This window comes from Streptomyces sp. SM1, assembly GCF_002910825.1.
In the GTDB taxonomy this organism is placed as follows: Bacteria; Actinomycetota; Actinomycetes; order Streptomycetales; family Streptomycetaceae; genus Streptomyces; species Streptomyces okerensis.
The window spans coordinates 1-21,943 of sequence record NZ_NEUB01000277.1 but is presented as its reverse complement, the minus strand read 5'-3'; the positions used below and the strand labels follow the sequence as shown (position 1 = coordinate 21,943).

At 71.0% G+C, this 21,943-nt stretch carries 16 protein-coding genes and 1 pseudogene; 7 read left to right on the top strand and 10 right to left on the bottom strand.

Annotated elements, in window-relative coordinates:
* Positions 1–443 precede the first annotated feature (443 nt).
* On the bottom strand, positions 444–1,832 hold the full coding sequence (locus tag B9S61_RS06630; protein ID WP_103541402.1) for a pitrilysin family protein: 1,389 nt from the start codon (positions 1,830–1,832) through the stop codon (positions 444–446).
* Positions 1,829–3,196: a pitrilysin family protein gene (locus B9S61_RS06625; protein ID WP_103541401.1), complete on the bottom strand. Its 1,368-nt coding sequence runs from the start codon at positions 3,194–3,196 to the stop codon at positions 1,829–1,831. The genes B9S61_RS06630 and B9S61_RS06625 overlap by 4 nt, the downstream gene beginning before the upstream one ends.
* A 396-nt stretch (positions 3,197–3,592) precedes the next feature.
* Here B9S61_RS06625 and B9S61_RS06620 point away from each other — a divergent pair, with 396 nt between their 5' ends.
* Positions 3,593–6,061, top strand: a complete 2,469-nt coding sequence (locus B9S61_RS06620; protein WP_103541400.1) for a DNA topoisomerase (ATP-hydrolyzing) subunit A — start codon at positions 3,593–3,595, stop codon at positions 6,059–6,061.
* Here the strand turns inward: B9S61_RS06620 and B9S61_RS06615 are convergent.
* The gene (locus B9S61_RS06615; RefSeq protein ID WP_374936189.1) at positions 6,058–7,107 is read right to left on the bottom strand and encodes a CobW family GTP-binding protein; all 1,050 of its coding nucleotides are present in this window, start codon (positions 7,105–7,107) and stop codon (positions 6,058–6,060) included. The genes B9S61_RS06620 and B9S61_RS06615 overlap by 4 nt on opposite strands.
* A 319-nt stretch (positions 7,108–7,426) precedes the next feature.
* On the opposite strand from B9S61_RS06615, the gene B9S61_RS06610 reads away from it, so the two are divergent.
* The 5 genes and pseudogenes from B9S61_RS06610 (at position 7,427) to B9S61_RS06590 (ending at position 12,178) form a co-directional block, all read left to right on the top strand.
* Positions 7,427–7,978 carry a DUF6082 family protein gene (locus tag B9S61_RS06610; protein WP_103541399.1) on the top strand — a complete coding sequence of 184 codons (552 nt, stop codon included), beginning with the start codon at positions 7,427–7,429 and terminating at the stop codon, positions 7,976–7,978.
* A 197-nt stretch (positions 7,979–8,175) separates the two neighbouring features.
* Positions 8,176–8,412 (top strand): hypothetical protein, encoded by a 237-nt coding sequence (locus B9S61_RS06605; RefSeq protein ID WP_103541398.1) that lies wholly within the window; start codon positions 8,176–8,178, stop codon positions 8,410–8,412.
* Between the two features lie 242 nt (positions 8,413–8,654).
* Entirely contained in the window at positions 8,655–9,653 is a 999-nt protein-coding gene (locus B9S61_RS06600; protein ID WP_103541397.1) for a sucrase ferredoxin, read from the top strand.
* 166 nt (positions 9,654–9,819) lie between these two features.
* Positions 9,820–11,501: pseudogene (locus tag B9S61_RS06595) on the top strand (ATP-binding protein).
* Positions 11,498–12,178 carry a response regulator gene (locus tag B9S61_RS06590; RefSeq protein WP_103541396.1) on the top strand — a complete coding sequence of 227 codons (681 nt, stop codon included), beginning with the start codon at positions 11,498–11,500 and terminating at the stop codon, positions 12,176–12,178. Before B9S61_RS06595 ends, B9S61_RS06590 begins: the two are co-directional and overlap by 4 nt.
* Before the next feature lie 80 nt (positions 12,179–12,258).
* Here B9S61_RS06590 and B9S61_RS06585 read toward each other — a convergent pair whose 3' ends face one another.
* The 3 genes from B9S61_RS06585 to B9S61_RS06575 form a co-directional block, all read right to left on the bottom strand.
* Positions 12,259–13,851, bottom strand: coding sequence for a cation acetate symporter (locus B9S61_RS06585; RefSeq protein WP_103541394.1), 1,593 nt, complete (start codon positions 13,849–13,851; stop codon positions 12,259–12,261).
* On the bottom strand, positions 13,848–14,306 hold the full coding sequence (locus B9S61_RS06580; protein ID WP_103541392.1) for a DUF485 domain-containing protein: 459 nt from the start codon (positions 14,304–14,306) through the stop codon (positions 13,848–13,850). Before B9S61_RS06580 ends, B9S61_RS06585 begins: the two co-directional genes overlap by 4 nt.
* Before the next feature lie 97 nt (positions 14,307–14,403).
* A complete protein-coding gene (locus B9S61_RS06575; RefSeq protein ID WP_103541391.1) occupies positions 14,404–16,527 on the bottom strand; it encodes a type IIA DNA topoisomerase subunit B in 2,124 nt (707 codons plus the stop codon).
* Between the two features lie 441 nt (positions 16,528–16,968).
* On the opposite strand from B9S61_RS06575, the gene B9S61_RS06570 reads away from it, so the two are divergent.
* Positions 16,969–17,196, top strand: a complete 228-nt coding sequence (locus B9S61_RS06570; protein WP_103541389.1) for a hypothetical protein — start codon at positions 16,969–16,971, stop codon at positions 17,194–17,196.
* A gap of 156 nt (positions 17,197–17,352) precedes the next feature.
* Here the strand turns inward: B9S61_RS06570 and B9S61_RS06565 are convergent, their stop codons facing one another.
* From B9S61_RS06565 to B9S61_RS06550, 4 genes are all read right to left on the bottom strand, one after another.
* Positions 17,353–18,180 (bottom strand): trypsin-like serine protease, encoded by an 828-nt coding sequence (locus B9S61_RS06565; protein ID WP_103541387.1) that lies wholly within the window; start codon positions 18,178–18,180, stop codon positions 17,353–17,355.
* 154 nt (positions 18,181–18,334) lie between these two features.
* On the bottom strand, positions 18,335–19,861 hold the full coding sequence (locus B9S61_RS06560) for an RNA polymerase sigma factor (protein WP_103541403.1): 1,527 nt from the start codon (positions 19,859–19,861) through the stop codon (positions 18,335–18,337).
* A gap of 428 nt (positions 19,862–20,289) precedes the next feature.
* A complete protein-coding gene (locus tag B9S61_RS06555; RefSeq protein ID WP_103541385.1) occupies positions 20,290–21,177 on the bottom strand; it encodes a FadR/GntR family transcriptional regulator in 888 nt (295 codons plus the stop codon).
* Positions 21,178–21,340: 163 nt separating this feature from the next.
* A partial coding sequence (locus B9S61_RS06550) for an ABC transporter ATP-binding protein (RefSeq protein WP_103541384.1) occupies positions 21,341–21,943 on the bottom strand: 603 nt, incomplete at its 5' end.

Below are 21,943 nucleotides of genomic sequence, written 5' to 3'. Positions count from 1 at the left end.
GGTGCTTGCCCGGGGCGCGGGTGAACGCCATGTACAGGCTGGTCCTTTCCTTCCCTCTCGCCTGCCGGGTTAGCGGTGGGGGTCCCCCCAGGCCGCTCAGGCACTGGGGGAGGGTTCGGAGCAGGAAGGTCTCCTACGGACCCCCTCGCGACACGCGCGGGCGTCCGATTCACCCCAGGGACTCATGTGGGTCCCCGGCTCCCCTGGCTCGCGCCGTACGGGGACTCGGCGATGGCTGTCCGGTGCCGCGGGTGCGGCGCACTGCCCGACGAACAGCCCGGATGACGCTAAGCGGGGCGTCCCGCAATCCTCAAACAGATCCGGGTTTTTGTAGCGCATCCCACAGGGCAGACAGGCAGCGTCCGCCCCAATTCGGGCATAAAAGGGCCCTGATGACATCCGTGTCACCAGGGCCCCTCACGGGTGTGCCTCGCGGCGGCTCGCTACTCGGCGCTCACCACGGTGACTTCACCGATCCCGAGGGCCTCCACCGGCGCCTTGATCTGCGCCGCGTCACCGACGAGGACGGTCACCAGCCGGTCCACCGGGAAGGCGTTCACGACCGCCGCGGTGGCCTCCACGGTGCCGGTCGCGGCCAACTGCCGGTACAGGTCCGCCTGGTAGTGGTCCGGCAGGTGCTGCTCGACCTGGTCGGCCAAAGTGCCCGCGACGGCCGCGGCGGTCTCGAACTTCAGCGGCGCCACGCCCACGAGGTTCTGCACGGCGACGTCGCGTTCGGCGTCGGTGAGCCCTTCCGCGGCGAGCGTGCGCAGCACCTTCCACAGGTCGTCGAGCGCCGGTCCGGTGTTCGGGGTGTCGACGGAGCCGCTGATGGCCAGCATCGCCGCACCGGTGCCGTCCGGGGTGGACCTGAGGACCTGGCCGAACGACCGTACGCCGTAGGTGTAGCCCTTCTCCTCGCGCAGGACGCGGTCCAGCCGGGAGGTGAGGGTGCCGCCGAGGCAGTACGTGCCGAGCACCTGCGCGGGCCACACGCGGTCGTGCCGGTCCGGGCCGATACGGCCGAGCAGCAGCTGGGTCTGTACCGCGCCGGGACGGTCCACGATGACGACCCGGCCGGTGTCGTCGGCCACCACCGGCGGAACGGGCCGCGGCCGGGCCGCGGAGCCGGTCCAGGCGCCCAGCGTGTCGCCGAGCAGCTCGTCCAGGTCGACGCCGGTGAGATCACCGACGATCACCGCGGTCGCCGTCGCGGGGCGGACGTGCTTCTCGTGGAAGGCGCGTACGGCCGCGGAGTCGATGCCGGTGACGGTCTCCTCGGTGCCCTGGCGCGGGCGCGACATGCGCGCACTCGCCGGGAACAGCTCCTTGGCGAGCTCCTTCGCCGCGCGGCGGGAGGGGTTCGCCAGCTCGTGCGGGATCTCGTCGAGGCGGTTGCGGACGAGCCGCTCGACCTCGCTGTCGGCGAACGCGGGCGCCCTCAGGGCGTCGGCGAGCAGTCCGAGCCCCTTGGGCAGCCGGGAGGCCGGGACCTCCAGGCTGAGCCGGACACCGGGGTGGTCGGCATGCGCGTCCAGGGTGGCCCCGCAGCGCTCCAGTTCGGCGGCGAACTCCTCGGCGGAGTGCTTGTCGGTGCCCTCCGAGTAGGCCCGCGCCATGATCGTGGCGACCCCGTCGAGACCGGCCGGCTCCGCCTCCAGGGGTGCGGCCAGGAGCACCTCGACGGCGACGACCTGCTGGCCGGGGCGATGGCAGCGCAGGACGGTGAGGCCGTTGTCGAGCGTGCCGCGCTCGGGTGCCGGGAAGGCCCACGGCTTGGCCTCGCCGGCCTGCGGCTGCGGGTGGAAGTCCATCGTGGCGAGCTCGGTCACTTCGCCGCCTCCTCGTTCTCGTCGGTGCCGGCGGCTGCGGCGGCTTCCTCGGTGTCGTCGGCGGCGACGGGCTCGTAGACGAGCACCGCGCGGTTGTCGGGACGCAGCCGCTTCCCGGCGGCCTCCTGAACCTCCTCCGACGTCACCTCCAGGACGCGCTGGACGGCGGTCAGGGCGAGCTGCGGGTCGCCGAACAGGACGGCGTACCGGCACAGTTCGTCGGCGCGGCCCGCGACCGTGCCCAGCCGGTCGAGCCACTCGCGCTCCAACTGGGCCTGCGCGCGCTCCATTTCCTCGGCCGTGGGCCCCTGCTCGGCGAACCGGGCGAGTTCCTCGTCGATGGCGGACTCGATGACCGGCACCTCGACGTCGCCGGACGTCTTCACGTCCAGCCAGCCCAGGGACGGTGCCCCGGCCAGCCGCAGCAGGCCGAACCCGGCGGCCACGGCCGTACGGTCACGCCGTACGAGACGGTTGTAGAGCCGCGAGGACTCGCCGCCGCCGAGGATGGTGAGCGCCACGTCGATCGCGTCGCACGCGCGCGTGCCGTCCTCCGGCAGCCGGTAGGCGGCCATCAGCGCACGCGCGGGGACCTCCTCCTCCACGATCTCGCGCACCTGTTCGCCGATGACGTCGGGCAGCGAGCCGTCGCGCGGGGTGGGCTTGCCGTCGTGGGAGGGGATGGAGCCGAAGTACTTCTCGATCCAGGCGAGCGTCCGCTCGGGGTCGATGTCGCCGACGACGGAGAGCACGGCGTTGTTCGGCGCGTAGTACGTACGGAAGAACTGGCGCGCGTCCTCCAGGGTGGCCGCGTCCAGGTCCGCCATCGAGCCGATGGGCGTGTGGTGGTACGGGTGGCCCTCGGAGTACGAGAGCGCGGTCAGCTTCTCGAAGGCCGTGCCGTAGGGCACGTTGTCGTAGCGCTGGCGGCGTTCGTTCTTGACGACGTCCCGCTGGTTCTCCATGGACTCGTCGTCCAGGGCGGTCAGCAGGGAGCCCATGCGGTCGGCCTCCAGCCAGAGGGCGAGCTCCAGCTGGTGGGCGGGCATGGTCTCGAAGTAGTTGGTGCGCTCGAAGCTGGTGGTGCCGTTCAGGGAGCCGCCGGCGCCCTGGACCAGCTCGAAGTGACCGTTGCCCTTCACCTGGGCGGAGCCCTGGAACATCAGGTGCTCGAAAAGGTGAGCCAGACCGGTGCGTCCCTTGACTTCGTGGCGCGAACCCACGTCGTACCAGAGGCACACCGCGGCGACCGGGGTCAGGTGGTCCTCGGAGAGCACCACGCGCAGGCCGTTGGCCAGGCGGTGCTCGGTCGCTGTCAGCCCGCCGGAGCCTGCCTGGGCTGTGGCCGTGTGACCCATGGGCATGTACGTCCCTTCGATCGCGGAGGCGGTCGTCGAAACCGCCGTTTCTGCCGGTCCTGCCACTGTATGCAAGCGCGTGGACGGCCGGAGAAGTTCCCGGCGGGGGCGGCTACGCCGAGAGCGAGAACCCCTGAACGGGCCAGGCACGGTCACCCTCCGCACGCGCCCGCGCGCGGCCCCGTCCCGGTCACGGCGGGCGGTCCAGCCTCCCCGGCTTCGCCCCGGTGTCGCGCAACCCCGCGCGGAGGCGGAACGCCGGCGCCGCGTACCCTGCTCGCGCCACCGCACCCCGACAGACCGACCGCCCGGGACCAGCTCCTGGTCCCGCCTGTCAGTGCGGCAGTCCACAATGGTCCGCGTCAGATCCCGTCCCAACGCTTCAGCAAGGAGCCGGCAGCGATGGCCCGCCGCAGCACGAAGACCCCGCCGCCCGACGACTCGTACGAGGAGAAGATCCTCGACATCGACGTCGTCGACGAGATGCAGGGCTCCTTCCTCGAGTACGCGTACTCGGTCATCTACTCCCGCGCCCTGCCGGACGCGCGCGACGGCCTGAAGCCGGTGCACCGCCGCATCGTCTACCAGATGAACGAGATGGGGCTGCGGCCCGAGCGCGGCTACGTGAAGTGCGCCCGCGTCGTCGGCGAGGTCATGGGCAAGCTGCACCCCCACGGCGACGCCTCGATCTACGACGCCCTGGTGCGCATGGCGCAGTCGTTCTCGATGCGCGTCCCCCTCGTCGACGGTCATGGCAACTTCGGCTCGCTGGGCAACGACGACCCGCCCGCCGCGATGCGGTACACCGAGTGCCGGATGGCCGAGGCCACCAGCCTGATGACCGAGTCCATCGACGAGGACACGGTCGACTTCGGGCCCAACTACGACGGCCAGGAACAGGAGCCGGTGGCGCTGCCCGCCGCGTTCCCGAACCTGCTGGTCAACGGCGCGTCGGGCATCGCCGTCGGTATGGCCACCAACATGCCGCCGCACAACCTGCGCGAGGTCGTGGCGGCCGCGCGGCACCTGATCAGGTACCCGAACGCCGATCTCGACGCCCTGATGAAGCACGTCCCGGGCCCCGACCTGCCCACCGGCGGCCGGATCGTCGGCCTGTCCGGCATCCGCGACGCCTACGCGACGGGCCGCGGCACCTTCAAGATCCGCGCGACGGTCACGGTGGAGGACGTGACGGCCCGCCGCAAGGGCCTCGTCGTCACCGAGCTGCCCTTCACGGTCGGACCGGAGAAGGTGATCGCCAAGATCAAGGACCTGGTCGGTTCGAAGAAACTCCAGGGCATCGCCGACGTCAAGGACCTCACCGACCGCGCGCACGGGCTGCGCCTGGTCATCGAGATCAAGAACGGCTTCGTGCCGGAGGCGGTACTGGAGCAGCTGTACAAGCTGACGCCGATGGAGGAGTCCTTCGGTATCAACAACGTGGCCCTGGTGGACGGCCAGCCGCTCACCCTGGGCCTCAGGGAACTCCTCGAGGTCTACCTCGACCACCGCTTCAACGTCGTACGCCGGCGTTCGGAGTTCCGCCGCACCAAGCGGCGCGACCGTCTGCACCTGGTCGAGGGCCTGCTCACGGCCCTGCTGGACATCGACGAGGTCATCCGTCTCATCCGCTCCAGCGAGAACTCGGCACAGGCCAAGCAGCGTCTGATGGAGCGCTTCTCGCTCAGCGACGTCCAGACCCAGTACATCCTGGACACGCCGCTGCGCCGTCTCACCAAGTACGACCGGATCGAGCTGGAGGCCGAGAAGGACCGGCTGAACGCGGAGATCGAGGAGCTGACCCGGATCCTGGACTCGGACGCGGAGCTGCGCAAGCTGGTCTCCGCCGAACTGGCCGCGGTGGCGAAGAAGTTCGGCAACGACCGCCGTACGCACCTGCTGGAGTCCGGCGGTGCCCCGGCCGCCGCCGTGCCGCTTCAGGTGGCGGACGACCCGTGCCGCGTGCTGCTGTCCGCCACGGGGCTGCTCGCCCGCACGGCGAACGACGCCCCGTTGACCTCCGCCGCCGGCGCCAAGCGGGTCAAGCACGACATGATCGTCTCGGCGGTACCGGCGACGGCCCGCGGTGAGATCGGTGTCGTCGTGTCGTCCGGCCGACTGCTCCGGCTGAACGTCGTGGACCTGCCGCAGCTCCCGGAGACGATGCCGACGCCGAACCTCGCGGGCGGGGCGCCGCTCGCCGAGTTCGTGTCCCTGGGGGACGACGAGCAGGTGGTCTGCCTGACCACCCTCGACGAGTCGTCGCCCGGCCTGGCGCTGGGCACGGAACAGGGCGTCGTCAAGCGGGTGGTGCCCGACTACCCCGCCAACAAGGAGGAGCTGGAGGTCATTTCCCTCAAGGAGGGCGACCGGATCGTCGGGGCGGTGGAACTGCGCACGGGCGAGGAGGACCTGGTCTTCATCAGCGACGACGCGCAGCTGCTGCGCTATCCGGCGGCGCAGGTCCGTCCGCAGGGCCGCCCCGCGGGCGGCATGGCGGGCATCAAGCTCACCGAGGGCGCGAAGGTCATCTGCTTCACGGCGGTCGATCCCGCGGTGGACGCGGTGGTGTTCACCGTCGCGGGCTCGCGCGGCACGCTGGACGACTCCGTCCAGACGACGGCCAAGCTGACCCCGTTCGACCAGTATCCGCGCAAGGGGCGGGCCACCGGCGGTGTGCGGTGCCAGCGGTTCCTGAAGGGCGAGGACTGTCTGTCCCTGGCCTGGGCGGGCCCCACCCCGGCCCGCGCCGCCCAGAAGAGCGGTGCCGCGGTGGACCTCCCCGAGCCCGACCCGCGCCGGGACGGTTCGGGCGTGTCCCTGGCGAAGACGGTGTCGGTGGTGGCCGGCCCGGTCCAGGGCCAGGCCTAGGCCGCAGGGTCCTCCGCGGCCCCCTGCACGTAGCGCAGGACGCCCCACATGCCCTGCTCGTCGGCGTGTGGGGCGCCGTCGTTCCCGCATGCCTCCAGTTCCCGGCGGAGGGCGGCGGCGTCGATGTCGGTCCCGATGAGGACGAGCTGCGTGAGCCGCTCCGCGCCGGGCGTCCAGGGTTCGGGGTAGAACCGCAGGAACCGCCCCACGGCGTGCACGGCGTACCGGTTGCCGGTGTCGTACGGCCCGAAGTCGACGTACCCCTTGATCCGGTACAGGCCCTCGGGCCGGCTGTCCAGGAACCGGATCAGCCGCCGTGGGTCCAGCGGGCGCCCGGTGGCGAAGGAGAGGCTGTCGTACGCGGTGTGCAGATGCCCGGTGTGCTCGTCGCCGTCGCGGTGCAGATCGTCGAACGACAACTGCCCGACGCGCTCCTCGGCGGGCCGGCAGTCGAAGAGGAACTCGGGATCGATACGGCCGTGCGTGGCCGGCACCACGGCCGCACGGTCGACCAGCGACCGCACGAGCGCCGGCACCCGCTCGGCGTCCGCGACCCGGTCCACCTTGTTGACGACCACCAGATCGGCGAGTGCCAGGTGCCGGTCGATCTCGGGGTGCCTGGTCCGGGTGGCGTCGAACTCGGCGGCGTCCACCACCTCGACGAGCCCGCCGTAGACGATCCCCGGGTGCTCACTGGCGAGCACCATCCGCACGAGTTCCTGCGGTTCGGCGAGTCCGCTGGCCTCGATGACGATGACGTCGATCCCGGCGGAGGGCCGGGCGAGCCGTTCGAGGTAGACGTCGAGCCCACTGCCGTCGACGGCACAGCACAGACACCCGTTGCCGAGGGACACCGTCGAGTCCCCGAGCGCCCCGGCCACGGCCATGGCATCGATCTCGATGGCCCCGAAGTCGTTCACGACCGCCCCGATACGGCTGCCACCGCTGCGGTGAAGGAGGTGATTGAGCAGCGTGGTCTTCCCCGAGCCGAGGAATCCGGCCAACACCACGACCGGAATCTGCCGCCCACCACTGCGCACCACCACGCGACCCCTCTCACACCTGGGCGTACCCCGGCTCGCGTCTGTGCGTAAGTCCGGGCATCGACTGACGCACCAGGATACGAGCAGTGAGAACCGCGCCGATGTGAACGATTGTTAGCCACACGCGCGGGGCAGACGTTGGGCAGGGCGCCGGGTTGTGCGACCCTCGCTTCCCTCTGTGCGCCTCTTCTCCGCCTTCCCGCCGATCAGAGCCGCTCGGCAACCTGGAGGGCGGCACACGCCGCCCACCGCTCGCCGGTTTCCCACAGTCGACCCGCACCCCGACGACCGGCGGACGGCGGCCCGATCGGGGGTACTTGACATGGCCACACAGAATTTTGGGCTGCGGGGACGCGGGGCCGCCACCCGAGCGGGTCTCGCCTTCACCGTAGGCGTACTGACGGCCGTCTTCGTACGGCGCACCCTGCGCGACGGGGGACGTCACGGGAACGGACCGGATCACGGACGCCCGCCGGCCGGCTTCGCCCAGCAGCAAAAACTGCAGCTGTACCTGCTGGACAAGGCCCTGGCGGATCCCGACCTGGCCGCCGTGCTGAGCACCGTGGAGGTCGAGTCCTCCACGCGGCGTCGCCAGTTCCTCTTCGCCAACGCGCTTTACTCGAACGCGTTGCTGGCGTACCGCATCGGCCTCGTCACATGGGAGGAACTGCACGGGTACTTACGCATCACCTGCCGTAACCCCGTGTTCCGCGCCTACTGGGACGCAACACGCCCTCACCGGGCGAGCCTCGTCGAGTCCTCCGACGAGGCACGCGCGGGGAGAATGGTCGACACGCTGATCGCGGACCTGGACGATGCCGAGACCGACGAATGGTGGGTCGTGGGCATTCCGCCCGCCGAAGAGGCACCCTGAGAGCCTCGGAGCCGCGACCGACAGCCACCGGACCGTCCTGTCGCGGACCCTGCCCCGACGTCAACCGGCCAGACGGCAGCAGAGCTGATCGTGGGGACTTTCGTGAAGCTTGCACGATTCGCCAGCAGAGCCCTCACCGCGGCGCGATAATCCGCCCTGTTCTCTGTGATCAACTAACACACGGATCGGGGCCTTCATTGAAGATCGTGCGCCGTCTCGGATCGTCACCACGCGAACGAGGCAGCCTGAACGGCGAAACCTGTCCTGACGTCTTCGAGCTCAGTGACGGCAACTTCGCCGTCATCGGCACGGAGGCCACAGCGGAACTCGACGGCGAGTTGCCCGCGGACGCCGGTCGCGCCGACTACGAACGCATCGTCGTCGTCTCCCGGGAGACGCTGCTGCGCGCCAAGGCCGACATCCCCGACGTCTGAGCCGAAGACCGCATCCGGGCAGCGAGCCCACCCTCGGCTTCGCCACCTCAGCCCTCCGCACACCATCGACGCTGCAGGGCCGCCCCGACCGAGCAGGCGCACCGCATCCTGCTCACCACAGCCTCGCGAGGCCCGGTACGGAATCAGTGCCGGGCCTCCGGTACGGAGGACGGCACCTTCCAGAACAGGACTCACACGGGGCGACACGTCACGCCTGAGCAACTCAGGTTAGGCTCACCTCTGTGAGTAGTACGTGCTCAACCGTCTCCCGCGAGCTCGAGGAGCCGGTCGCGGGAACCGCGGCCACCGCGCGGACCTGGCTGCTGCTGGAGCAGCCCGGCCCCTGGGGTGCCAGGGCGCTCACCTCGAGTCATCTCGATCCCTCACTGGGCCGCGCCCTGGAGGCTGCCGCGAAGGGCACCGGGGTGCGGATCGCCCTCATACGCCGCGCCGGGCGGCACGCGGACAGCGGGGTGCCTGCCGCGCGCCAGGTGTACGTGGCCCACACCGTTCCGGGAAACGTGTGGCTGCACGCCGCCACGGTCACGGACCCCGATCACCTGCTCGGTCTCGACTTCGCCGCACTGGGCCGAGGCGAATCCGGGACCCTGGGTACGGTGCTGGGCGGCGGGCCCCGCACGGGCGACCCGCTCGCCCTCGTCTGCACCAACGGCAAACGGGACCGCTGCTGCGCCCTCCTCGGGCGGCCCCTGGCGGCGGAGCTGGCCGCCTCCGGTGTCCAGGGTGTCTGGGAGGTCACCCACCTGGGCGGGCACCGGTTCTCGCCCACGGTGCTGGTGCTGCCGTACGGCTACGCGTACGGCAGGGCCGAGGCGCATGCCGTCAAGGAAGTGCTGCACCGTGTGCAGGAGGGCCGGATCGTCGTGGAGGGGTGCCGGGGAGGCTCCGCCTGGGAGCGGCCCGGCCAGGCCGCCGAGCTGGCCGTCCGCCGCGCGGTGGGCGAGTACGCCGCCGAGGTCCTGAGCGTCGTGACGACGGAGGGAGCCGCGCCCCGCTGGGTGGTGACCGTCGCCCACGCGGACGGACGCCGGTGGCGGGTGGAGGTCGTCCAGGGCGCGTCGCTTCCGCCCCGCCCGGAGAGCTGCGGGTCCGTACTCGGCTCGCCCGCGCGGATGGACGTGGTGGACATCCGTGAGCTGACCTCGGCGGCCCTGGTGGGTGGTCCGCCCCGCGGGCGCGGCGGACCGCGGGTACGCCGTGTCGGCACACCCCGGGGCTGACCGTCCCGCGGGGACACCCACACCGGTCCGCAGGTCCGCCGCCGGTCCGCCCGCGCACTGTGGCGTCGTGGCGTGGGAGCGCCGTGGCGCGGGGCGGTCCACGGGTCCGGGCGATCCCCGCCACACCCCTGCGGTGCCCCGTGGCCGTCCACGTACCGTCAGGGGTATGAGCCCCACTCCCCCCGCACGCCGCCTGCGCCTCGGCCTGCCGCGGCGAGTGTTCTCGCAGGTCCTGCTGATGCAGCTGGCGATCGCCGCGGGAGTCGCGGTGCTCGCCACCGGACTGTTCCTCGCCCCGCTCGGCGACCAGCTGGACGACCAGGCGATGCGCCGCGCGCTCGCGATCGCGCAGACCACCGCCCAGCAGCCGCAGATCGCGGAGGACGTGCGCAGCACCGGGCCGTCGCCGGAGGGACCGGTGCAGCGGGAGGCGGAACGGATCCGGAAGGCCACCGGTGCCGAGTACGTCGTGGTGCTGGACGAGCGGGGCGTGCGCTGGTCGCACACCGATCCACGGCGGATCGGCGGCCTGGTCTCCACCGACCCCGGTGAGGCGCTGGCCGGACACGACGTCATGGAGATCGACAAGGGCACCCTGGGACGCTCCGCGCGGGGCAAGGTGCCACTGCGGGACGCCGGCGGGAAGATCGTCGGGGCGGTCTCGGTCGGCATCGCCTACGACAGCGTGCGGGCCCGGCTGATCCACGCCATCCCGGGGCTGTTCGCCTACGCGGGCGGTGCTCTGGCCGTGGGCGCGCTGGCGGCCTGGCTCATCTCCCGGCGGGTGCAGCGGCAGACCCGCGATCTGGCCTTCTCCGACATCGCGTCGCTGCTCGCGGAACGGGAGGCCATGCTGCACGGCATCCGGGAGGGCGTGGTCGCCCTGGACCGCGGCGGTCGCGTCCGCCTGCTGAACGACGAGGCGCAGCGCCTGCTGGGCGTCGGTGAGGAGGCCGTCGGCCGCTCTCCCGACGAGGCACTCGGCACGGGACGCACCGCCGATGTCCTCGCCGGCCGGGTGACCGGCACCGATCTGCTCACCGTCCGGGGCCGGCGGGTCCTGGTGGCCAACCGGATGCCGACCGACGACGGCGGCGCCGTGGCCACCCTGCGCGACCGCACGGAGCTGGACCGGCTCGGCCGGGAGCTGGACTCCACGCGGGGGCTGATCGACGCGCTGCGCGCCCAGGACCACGAGCACGCGAACCGCATGCACACCCTGCTGGGGCTGCTGGAGCTGGAGATGTACGACGACGCGGCGGAGTTCGTCGGCGAGGTCGTCGGCGAGCACCGGGCCACCTCGGAGCAGGTCACCGAGAAGATCCGGGACCCCCTGCTCGCGGCACTCCTGGTGGGCAAGGCGACGGTCGCGGCCGAGCGTGGAGTCGCCCTGCGGGTCTCGGACGGGACCCGGCTGCCGGACCGGCTGATCGACCCGCGGGGCATCGTCACCGTCGTCGGCAACCTGGTGGACAACGCCCTGGACGCCGTCGCCGGGACGTCCCACGCGCGCGTGGAGGTCGAACTGCGCGCGGAGGGACGTACCGCGGTGCTCGTGGTGCGCGACACGGGGCCCGGGATCCCGCCCGAGCACCGCGAGTCGGTCTTCGCCGAGGGCTGGTCCACCAAGGAGCCGCCGGCCCACCGGGAACGCGACATCGGGCTGCCCCTGGTGCGCAGGCTCGCCGAGCGGCAGGGTGGCGGCGTGAGCGTGGGCGAGGCGCGGGGCGGGGCGGGGGCGCGGAGTTCACCGTCGTCCTGCCCGAGGCCCTGACCGACGAGCAGGGCGCGGAGCCCGCACTCACCGGGGCCCGCACCCCGCCGACCGCCGAGGAGGAGTCACGGTGATCGAGGTCCTGGTGGTGGACGACGACCTCCGTGTCGCACGGGTCAACGCCGCCTACGTCGGGAAGGTGCCCGGCTTCCATGCCGCCGGGAGGGCGCACAGCGCGGCCGAGACGCTCGCCGCCCTGGAGGCGCCGCCCCGGCCCGATCTCGTGCTCATGGACCACTATCTGCCCGACGGGACGGGACTCGAGATCGTCCGGGAGATGCGCCGGCGCGGCCACCAGACCGACGTGATCATGGTGACGGCGGCCCGTGACGTGGAGACCGTACAGGCGGCGATGCGTCAGGGGGCCCTGCAGTATCTGGTCAAGCCGTTCGCCTTCGCGGGACTGCGCGCCAAGCTGGAGGCGTACGCGGAACTGCGCCGCACCCTCGACGGCGGCGGTGAGGCCGAGCAGGCGGAAGTGGACCGCATCTTCGGCGCGTTGTCTGCGGCGGCCGAGCCGCAGCTGCCCAAGGGGCACTCCCCCGCCACCGCGGAGCTGGTCCGGCGGTCCCTGATGAGCGCCGACGGCCCGCTGTCGGCCCAGGAGATCGCCGAACGCACCGGGGTGAGCCGCCAGACCGCCCAGCGCTACCTGAAGCTCCTGGAGCGCACCGGACGGGCCACCCTGAGCCTCAGGTACGGGGACGCGGGCCGCCCGGAACACCGTTACGTGTGGGCGACCCGCGCCTGAGGGCACGGCCCATGGGGGCGGGGGAAGGAACCGTGCCCTCCCTCCATACGGACGGCGGGGCCTTCCGTCTCCGCCGGCGGCTACACCGCCCCCGCACCGGTCAGTGACCGCACCTCGGTCTCCGCGTGCCGGGACTCGTCCGGGACCTCGGCGGAGGTGACCGTGCCGAGCCAGCCCGCGAGGAAGCCCAGCGGGATGGAGACCAGCCCCGGGTTCTGCAGCGGGAAGAGCTGGACGTCGATGCCGGGGAACAGTGATCCGGGGCTTCCGGACACCACGGGGGACAGCAGTACCAGCACCACGGCCGGGACCAGACCTCCGTAGACGGACCACACCGCACCGCGTGTGGTGAAGCCGCGCCAGAACAGGGAGTAGAGCAGCACGGGCAGGTTGGCGGAGGCGGCCACGGCGAAGGCGAGGCCCACGAGGAACGCGACGTTGAGATCGCGGGCCAGCAGGCCGAGGGCGATCGCGAGCAGTCCGATGCCCACCGCGGCGACGCGGGCCACGGCCACCTCGCTGCGCGGCTTTCCGCCCCGGCGTCGCAGGGACGCGTACAGGTCGTGCGCGACGGACGCGGAGGAGGCGAGGGTGATCCCGGCGACCACGGCGAGGATCGTGGCGAAGGCGATGGCGGCGACGACCGCGAACAGGACCGTGCCGCCCGTGGAGCCGGCGCCGCCGCCCAGGTCGAGCGCGAGCAGGGGCACCGCGGTGTTCCCGGACGCGTTGGAGGCGCGTACGGCGTCCGGTCCGATGAGGGCGGCGGCGCCGAAGCCGAGCACGATCGTCATCAGGTAGAAGCCGCCGATGAGCCCGATCGACCAGACGACCGAACGCCGTGCCGCCCGCGCGGTGGGCACCGTGTAGAAGCGGGACAGAATGTGCGGCAGCCCCGCCGTGCCGAGCACCAGGGCGAGTCCCAGGCTGATGAAGTCGAACCGCGCGGTCCAGTCCTGGCCGTAGGCGAGTCCGGGCGCCAGGAACGCGTTCCCGTGACCGCTGCGTTCGGCCGCCGTGTGCAGCAGCCGGTTGATGTCGCCGTGGAACCGCAGCAGGACCAGGACGGTCAGGACGACGGTGCCGCCGAGGAGCAGGACCGCCTTGACGATCTGGATCCAGGTGGTGGCCCGCATCCCTCCCAACGACACGTAGATCACCATGAGGACGCCGACGCCGACGACCGTCCAGGCCTGCGCGGCCTCGCCGGTGCCGCCCAGCAGCAGGGCGACCAGGCTCCCCGCACCCACCATCTGCGCCACCAGGTACAGAACGGACACGGTGACCGAGGAGGTTCCCGCCGCGATCCGTACCGGCCGCTCCCGCATGCGCGCCGCGACCACGTCGGCGAGGGTGAAGCGGCCGCAGTTGCGCACCAGTTCGGCGACCAGGAAGAGCACCACCAGCCAGGCCACCAGGAAACCCACCGAATAGAGCATCCCGTCGTAGCCCACGAGGCAGATGAGTCCGGAGATGCCGAGGAAGGAGGCGGCCGACATGTAGTCGCCCGCGATGGCAAAACCATTCTCCATCGGGGAGAAGAGCCGGCCGCCCGCGTAGAACTCCTCGGCCGAACCCTGCCGGTGGCGGCTCACCCAGGTCGTGATGCCCAGGGTGACCGCGACGAACACGCCGAACAGCAGCAGCGCCGACGTCTGGTGATCGGCCGTCATGACGCACCGCCCCGGCCTCGCGCCAGTTCCTGGGTGTCCCAGCGCAGCTCCAGCGCCGCGCGGTCCCTGCGCAGCCGCGCGTGACGCGCATAGGCCCAGGTGAGCAGGAAGGTGGTGAGGAACTGGCCGAGTCCCGCCAGCATCCCGAGGTTCACGGCGCCCGCGACGGGCCGCGCCATCAGCCCCGGCAGGGTCGTGGCGGTCACGACGTAGGCCACGTACCAGGTGAGGAAGACCATGACCGCCGGGACGACGAACCGCCGGTACCTGCTGCGCACTTCCCGGAAGGCCGCGCTGCGCTGTACCTCGAGGTAGACGTCGGCGGCCGCCGCGGTGGTGTCCTGCTCGCGTGGCCCCGACGGCACCCGCGCGTCGGCCGACTCGCCCCAGCCCGAGGCCAGGGCGTCGTACCAGGGATCGTCGTAGGAGACATCCCCCGAATTGCTTGGCTGCATGCCCAAGGATGGACAGAACGGGAAGATCCCTGACTCTTCTTCCCGTTCCCGTTCACCCCATCAGGTGACTGGACCGTGCACGCGCCCGGTGCGGCCGCTAGGCGTCGATGCGGGACCGGTCCAGGGTCGCCGCGGAGCTGGAGATGAACTCCTTGCGCGGGGCGACGTCGTTGCCCATGAGGAGGTCGAAGACCTCCTCGGCGGCCTCCAGATCGGTGAGGTTGATCCGGCGCAGCGTGCGGTGGCGCGGGTCCATGGTGGTCTCGGCCAGCTGGTCGGCGTCCATCTCGCCGAGGCCCTTGTAGCGCTGGATCGAGTCCTTGTAGCGGACGTTCTTGCTCTGGAACTCCATCAGCGTGTCCCGCAGTTCCCGGTCCGAGTACGTGTAGACGTACTTGTCCTGGCCCTTCTTGGGCTGGATCAGCTCGATGCGGTGCAGCGGCGGGACGGCCGCGAACACCCGGCCGGCCTCCACCATGGGCCGCATGTAGCGGTGGAACAGCGTCAGAAGCAGCGTGCGGATGTGGGAACCGTCGACATCGGCGTCGGTCATCATGATGATCTTGCCGTAGCGGGCCGTGTCGATGTCGAAGGTCCGGCCCGAGCCGGCTCCTATGACCTGGATGATCGCGCCGCACTCGGCGTTCTTCAGCATGTCCGTCACGGACGACTTCTGGACGTTGAGGATCTTCCCGCGGATCGGCAGGAGCGCCTGGAACTCGGAGTTCCGGGCGAGCTTGGCCGTACCGAGGGCGGAGTCCCCCTCGACGATGAACAGCTCGCTGCGGTCGACGTCGTCGCTGCGGCAGTCGGCGAGCTTTGCGGGCAGCGAGGAGGACTCCAGGGCCGTCTTGCGGCGCTGCGCGTCCTTGTGCTGGCGGGCCGCGATACGGGTCCGGGCCGCGGCGACGGCCTTCTCCATGACGACGCGGGCCTGCTGGGCCGCGTCACGCTTGGTGGAGGTCAGGAACGCCTTGAGCTCTCTGGAGATCACGGTGCTCACGATGCGGCGGGCCGCCGAGGTGCCGAGGACCTCCTTGGTCTGGCCCTCGAACTGCGGCTCGGCCAGCCGGACCGTGACCACCGCGGTGAGGCCCTCCAGGGCGTCGTCCTTGACGATGTCGTCCTCGGCCACGCGCAGCATCTTCTTCGTGCGCAGCACCTCGTTCATCGTCCTGGCGACGGCCTGCTCGAAACCGGCGACGTGGGTGCCGCCCTTGGGGGTGGCGATGATGTTGACGAACGACCTGAGCGTGGTGTCGTAGCCCGTCCCCCAGCGCATCGCGACATCGACGCCGAGTTCACGGGTGACCTCGGTGGGCGTCATCTGGCCGTGCTCGTCGAGGACGGGGACGGTCTCCTTGAAGGTGCCCTGTCCGGTGAGGCGGAGCGTGTCGCAGACGGGCCTGTCGGTGGCGAGGAACTCGCAGAACTCGCTGATGCCGCCGTCGAAGCGGAAGGACTCCTCGCCCTTGCTGCCGCCGTCGCCGAGCCCGTACTCGTCACGGACCACGATGGTCAGGCCGGGCACCAGGAACGCGGTCTGGCGGGCGCGCTGGTGCAGCGTCTCCAGGGCGAGCTTGGCGTCCTTGAGGAAGATCTGGCGGTCGGCCCAGTAGCGCACCCGCGTACCGCTGCGGGTTTTGGGGATCTTCTTGGTCCTGCGCAGCCCGCTCCCGGCCTCGAACTTCGCGTCCGGGCCCATGGCGGCGAAGACACCGGGGACACCGCGCCGGAAGCTGATCGCGTGGGTGTGCCCACCGCGGTCCACCTCCACGTCGAGCCGCGCGGAGAGCGCGTTGACGACGGACGCTCCGACGCCGTGCAGACCGCCGGAGGCGGCGTACGAGCCGCCGCCGAACTTGCCGCCGGCGTGCAGCTTGGTCATGACGACCTCGACACCGGAGAGGCCGGTCTTGGGCTCGACGTCGACCGGGATGCCCCGGCCGTTGTCCCGGACCTCCACCGAGCCGTCGTCGTGGAGGACCACCTCGATGTGGTCGCAGTGGTTTCCGAGGGCCTCGTCGACGGAGTTGTCGATGATCTCCCAGAGGCAGTGCAGCAGACCACGGCTGTCGGTGGATCCGATGTACATACCGGGGCGCTTCCGCACGGCCTCGAGCCCCTCGAGGACGAGCAGGTGCCGCGCGGTGTAGTTGGAACCGTCCCGGTCTGCTCCTGCCAGCAGCGCTGTGGACGGCACGGACGTCTCGGCGGTCACGCGGTTCGCTCCTCGCTGAATTTCAGATGGGGCCCTCATGGGTAAGGGCGCGGCTTCAGTCACCGGTGAGAGGGTACCGAGGCCTGGTAGAGCCGTTGTCACGCCACCCTCGTCTCCGTCACACCCTAGTCGAGTGTCGTATGCCTGTTCGATCCCTCGATGGAGTGAAGCACACATCACGTTCCCTTCCAGGCATGAACCATTTAGGCTCCGGGCACGTCCTCATGAACAACCGGCAACCCAGCCGGGAGGGCCGACCACCGATAGAACGCGAATCCGTACGACACATCAGACACGCACTACGGCACATTCGCCGCCAACCGGCAACAGCCACCCACCTCGGAAAGATTTTTTCGAGGAGAAGCCACGAGCGGGAACGTTTTGGGGCTGGTTGGATGTTGACCCTGGTACGACAGCTCGTCGAGCTAGAGAAGAGGCGACGTGACTACTGTTCTGACCCCCGCGAGCCCACTGACGGCCGCCGATCGCTGCGACCGCTGCGGCGCCCAGGCTTACCTGCGCGTCGTCCTGCTGAGCGGCGGAGAACTGCTCTTCTGCGCCCACCATGGCCGCAAGTTCGAGCCGGAACTCAAGAAGATCGCCGCCGAGATACAGGACGAGACGGAGCGGCTGACCGCTCCGGCGACGACTCCCGACGAAGAGCGCTGACACCTCGCGTCCTACGACGAGCAGCCCGGCACAGGCCGGCGAACGGGCGGCTGCCTCCGCTTCGGAGGCAGCCGCCCGTTCGCGTTCGGCCGTGTCGCCGACGGGCGCCCGATGCCGCTCAGCGGCCCCCAGGCGCCCTCCGGGGCCCGTTCGGGTCTACGGCCACCCGAGCGTCCGCAGAACGTCGGAGATGCGCGTATAGACGCCGGGGCTGCCCGCCCAGCCGCAGCCGGCACCCCAGGACACGAGGCCTATCAGGCGCCCCTGGGCAACCAGCGGTCCGCCACTGTCCCCCTGGCAGGCGTCGGGCCCTCCTGCCGCCTCCCCCGCGCACAGCATCGTCCCGGCCCGGTAGGTCCCCTCGGAATCTCCGGGATACGCGCGCTCGCACTGCGCGTCCGGCTGCACCCGTACGCGCGCCGCGTGCAGACTGCCGGCGTAGGCGCCGGAGCCCGTGGTGTCCCCCCATCCGTAGACCGTGGCCGCCGTACCCGCGCGGTAGGCGGGATCCCCCGCCCCCGCCATGCCTATGACCGAGCCCGGCGGCAAGGGCTCGGCCAGGCTGAGCACGGCGAAGTCCCCGGAATTGGTGGCACCGTCATAGCCCGGGTTCACCCAGGTGTCACGTACGGCGATCTCCTGGCCACGCTCCGAGAGCAATTCGGTGCGTCCCGCGATGACCCTGAGATCCCGCACCCGCTCCGGCGACGCCCCCAGCACCTCCTTGCCCATGCAGTGCGCCGCGGTGAGCACGGTGGTCCGGCCGACCGCCACACCCCCGCAGAACTGCCCCGCCCGCGTACCTCCGAACCGGTCACGACTGGACAGCGCCACTGTCCACGGACTCTGCGAGACCTCGACAGGGAACCCGCCGACGACGATGCTGTCGGCAGCCGCCGGACCGGCCGAGGCCAGCGGTATGAGGCTCCCCGCCGCCACGAGGGCCAGCGGCCGGACCAGGGCCCGGGCAAGACGACGTCGCATGCGCGCTCCTCACACTGGGGTGCTCCTGAAGCACCCAGAGTGATCGACCTCCGCGGAGCCCGCACCCGCGCGGCAGCGTGAAGGCCCGGTTCCCGAGAACGGGAACCGGGCCTTCACGGACGCGGCGCACGACGACGCGTCGTGGCGGTGCGGCCTAGTCGAGGTAGTCGCGCAGCACCTGGGAGCGCGACGGGTGGCGCAGCTTCGACATGGTCTTGGACTCGATCTGGCGGATGCGCTCACGCGTGACGCCGTACACCTTGCCGATCTCGTCGAGGGTCTTCGGCTGACCGTCGGTGAGACCGAAACGCATGGAGACGACGCCCGCCTCGCGCTCGGACAGGGTGTCGAGCACCGAGTGCAGCTGCTCCTGCAGCAGCGTGAAGCTGACCGCGTCGGCCGGGACGACCGCCTCGGAGTCCTCGATGAGGTCACCGAACTCGCTGTCGCCGTCCTCGCCCAGCGGGGTGTGCAGGGAGATGGGCTCGCGGCCGTACTTCTGGACCTCGATGACCTTCTCCGGGGTCATGTCGAGTTCCTTGGCCAGCTCCTCCGGGGTGGGCTCGCGGCCCAGGTCCTGGAGCATCTGGCGCTGCACGCGGGCGAGCTTGTTGATGACCTCGACCATGTGCACCGGGATACGGATGGTGCGGGCCTGGTCGGCCATCGCGCGGGTGATCGCCTGACGGATCCACCAGGTGGCGTACGTGGAGAACTTGTAGCCCTTGGTGTAGTCGAACTTCTCCACCGCGCGGATCAGACCGAGGTTGCCCTCCTGGATCAGGTCCAGGAAGAGCATGCCGCGACCGGTGTAGCGCTTGGCCAGGGAGACCACCAGGCGGAGGTTGGCCTCCAGCAGGTGGTTCTTGGCGCGGCGCCCGTCCTCGGCGATGATCTCCAGCTCGCGCTTGAGCTTCGGCGCCAGCTTGTCGGAGTTCGCCAGCTTGTCCTCGGCGAACAGGCCCGCCTCGATGCGCTTGGCGAGCTCGACCTCCTGCTCGGCGTTGAGGAGGGGGACCTTGCCGATCTGCTTGAGGTAGTCCTTGACCGGGTCGGCGGTGGCACCGGCGGCGGCGACCTGCTGGGCCGGCGCGTCGTCCTCGTCCTCGTCGGAGAGCACGAAACCGGCGTTCTCGGTGCCCTCGGGCTCCTCCGCCTTGGTCTCCTCGGTGGTCTCCTCGTCGACCGCCTCGGCGTCGTCCTTCTTGGCCGCGGTCTTCTTGGCGACCGCCTTCTTGGCGGTGGTCTTCTTCGCCGTCGCCTTCTTGGCGGTGGTCTTCTTGGCAGCCGCCTTCTTGACGGGTGCCTCCTCCTCGGCGGCGGGGTCGTCGTCGGGCGCCGCCGGCGTGGCCGTGGCGGTGGCCTTCCGGGCGGTCGCCGTCTTGGCCGCGACCGTCTTGGTGGCGGTGCGCTTGGCGGGACTCTTCGCTGCGACGCTCTTTCGGGTGCGCTTGGGCTCTGCGGCACTGACCATCAGCGTCACACCCTCTTCCTCGAGGATCTGGTTGAGGCTGCGCAGTACGTTCTTCCACTGAGTGGCCGGAATCTGGTCAGCTTCGAAGGCCCGACGCACGTCATCGCCGGCGATCTGCCCCTCAGCCTTTCCCCGCTCGATGAGCGCCATGACAGAGACGGATTCGGCGATCTCCGGCGGGAGCGTACGGGATGTGCTGGCCGACACGAACAACCTCTCGGAACGTTGGAAAACGGCTTCCGGCCCCGTCCACGATGGAACAGGAGCCGACCGCCGGCTTGGGGATGGGCCGACGGTGCGGGCGGGGGCCGGGAAGAGGCACAGCGCCATGACTGGCGTCCGTATTCCCTCCGCGGCTGTCACCTCTTAGGTCATCGCGTTCTCCCGAGGAGCGTTACGCCCAATCCGCGTGGCCCGAGTCACACCCCGTAAATGATCAGAAGGGCGCATACGGGGACAGAGGCGTTCACCGGGGGGCGAGGGGGGCGTCTCTCCGGGCCTCTCCGCTGCTCTTTTCGCCCTCGGACCCTGTGGATCGCCGTTGATCCCACAGGGTCCGAGGGGGACGGCTCAGGGGCGGGACACTGCCACAGGAGGGGGGTGGCAGGCCGCACCGGGCCGTCCGCGGAACGCGGTCAGTGCTCGCGCGGCGCGGGCACCACGCGTTCCACCTCGGGATGGACGGTGAGGAGCTGCCGCATGGCCGCCTCGGCCGCCGCACCGTCGCCGCCCGCGAGGGCGTCGAGGATCCGGCCGTGGTGCGCCAGCGAGGCCTCACCCGGCCGCTCACAGCCCGCGACCGGACCCCCGGAGACATGGAGCGCGGCGGAGACGATCCCGGAGAGGTGCTCCAGCATCCGGTTGCCCGCGACCTGGATGAGCAGGGAGTGGAACTCGGAGTCGGCGCGGGCGAACGTCAGCGCGTCGCCCTGCCCCATCGCGTGCCCCATGATCTCCACCATGTCGGACAGGCGCTGCTGGACGTCCTCCCGGCCGTGACCGGCCGCCAGCCGGGCGGCGAGCGGCTCGATCGTCCAGCGCAGCTCGCTGAGCTCACGGCGCTGGTCGTCACGCTGCGGCCCGAAGGCCCGCCACTCGATGATGTCCGGATCGAGGAGGTTCCAGTCACTGACGGGACGCACCCGGGTGCCGACGTTCGGCCGGGCGCTGACCAGGCCCTTGGCCTCCAGGACGCGGAGCGACTCGCGGACGACGGTACGGGAGACCTCGAAGCGCTGGCCGATCTCCTCCGGAACCAGCGGGCGGTCGGCGCCGAGGTCTCCGGACACGATCATCTGCCCCAACTGCTGGACGAGTTGGCCGTGCAGCCCGCGTCCGCGGCTGCCTCCCGCGCGGCGGCCCACACGGCCGAGCTCCGGGTCCCCGCCGTCCCAGACGGGGCCCCCGACGCGGTCGGTGGGGGGCGCCTCACCGAAGGGGTAGCGGTCGAGTTCGCCCGGGCTCGTGAGGCCGGAGTCTGCGGAGCGGGCGGCGGTCATCATGGTGTGCGCAAGGGTACTCACGCATCCTTTGTCGGCGCCGTTCCCAACTCCCTTGAGGTCTTTGGTGAAAAGCACACGAAAGGGTGATCGCTCACCACGTCGCAATTGACGCCTTATCGTAAAGAAGTGAGCTTTTCACGATGAGTTGTGAGCACGGGCAGGCCGATGTGTTCATCGACGGTCGTCATCGGACCCTGTTCCGCAGGGTGGTGAGCAGGTACGCGCAGAGCAGCACCGCCAGTGACAACGCCAGTGCCCCGCCCACGGGTTGGGCGACCAGGCGCAGGACCGCGTCGAGGTGGCGCTCCCCGCCGAAGGGCCACCCGAGCGGCAGCCCGTCGCGCAGCCGCTCCGAGAGGGCCGACGGAGTGCGCACCGACGGCCCTTCCAGCACCTTGTGCACGAGGGGTACGACGAGGAGGGGCACGGCGACGACCGCGGCGACCCCGGCGGTGGTGGACCGGAAGACGCCCGCGGCCAGTACGCCGGCACAGGCGCATCCCGTCACCAGGCCGAGCCAACCCGCACTCAGCGGGAGCCAGTCGGCGGGAACCTCGACGACCTCCCCTCCGTAGACGAGGTAGAGCAGTTCGGCATCGCATCCGATGGTCAGGACGGCCAGCACCAGTGCGGTGACCGAGGCGACGAGGAGTTTCGCGGTCAGCAGCCCCAGCCGCCGGGGGACGGTGCCGCGGTCCGCCGCCAGCGCGGGGTGCCGGAACTCGTCACCGAAGGCCAGCGCGCCGAGCAGCCCCGCCCCGAGGGCCGCGGGCGGCAGCGGCAGCTC

Bases quoted from the DNA above. Each gene is read 5' to 3' on its own strand.
- B9S61_RS06625 (WP_103541401.1), bottom strand. From the start codon at position 3,196: ATGCCCATGGGTCACACGGCCACAGCCCAGGCAGGCTCCGGCGGGCTG.
- B9S61_RS06620 (WP_103541400.1), top strand. From the start codon at position 3,593: ATGGCCCGCCGCAGCACGAAGACCCCGCCGCCCGACGACTCGTACGAG.
- B9S61_RS06610 (WP_103541399.1), top strand. From the start codon at position 7,427: ATGGCCACACAGAATTTTGGGCTGCGGGGACGCGGGGCCGCCACCCGA.
- B9S61_RS06585 (WP_103541394.1), bottom strand. From the start codon at position 13,851: ATGACGGCCGATCACCAGACGTCGGCGCTGCTGCTGTTCGGCGTGTTC.
- B9S61_RS06580 (WP_103541392.1), bottom strand. From the start codon at position 14,306: ATGCAGCCAAGCAATTCGGGGGATGTCTCCTACGACGATCCCTGGTAC.
- B9S61_RS06565 (WP_103541387.1), bottom strand. From the start codon at position 18,180: ATGCGACGTCGTCTTGCCCGGGCCCTGGTCCGGCCGCTGGCCCTCGTG.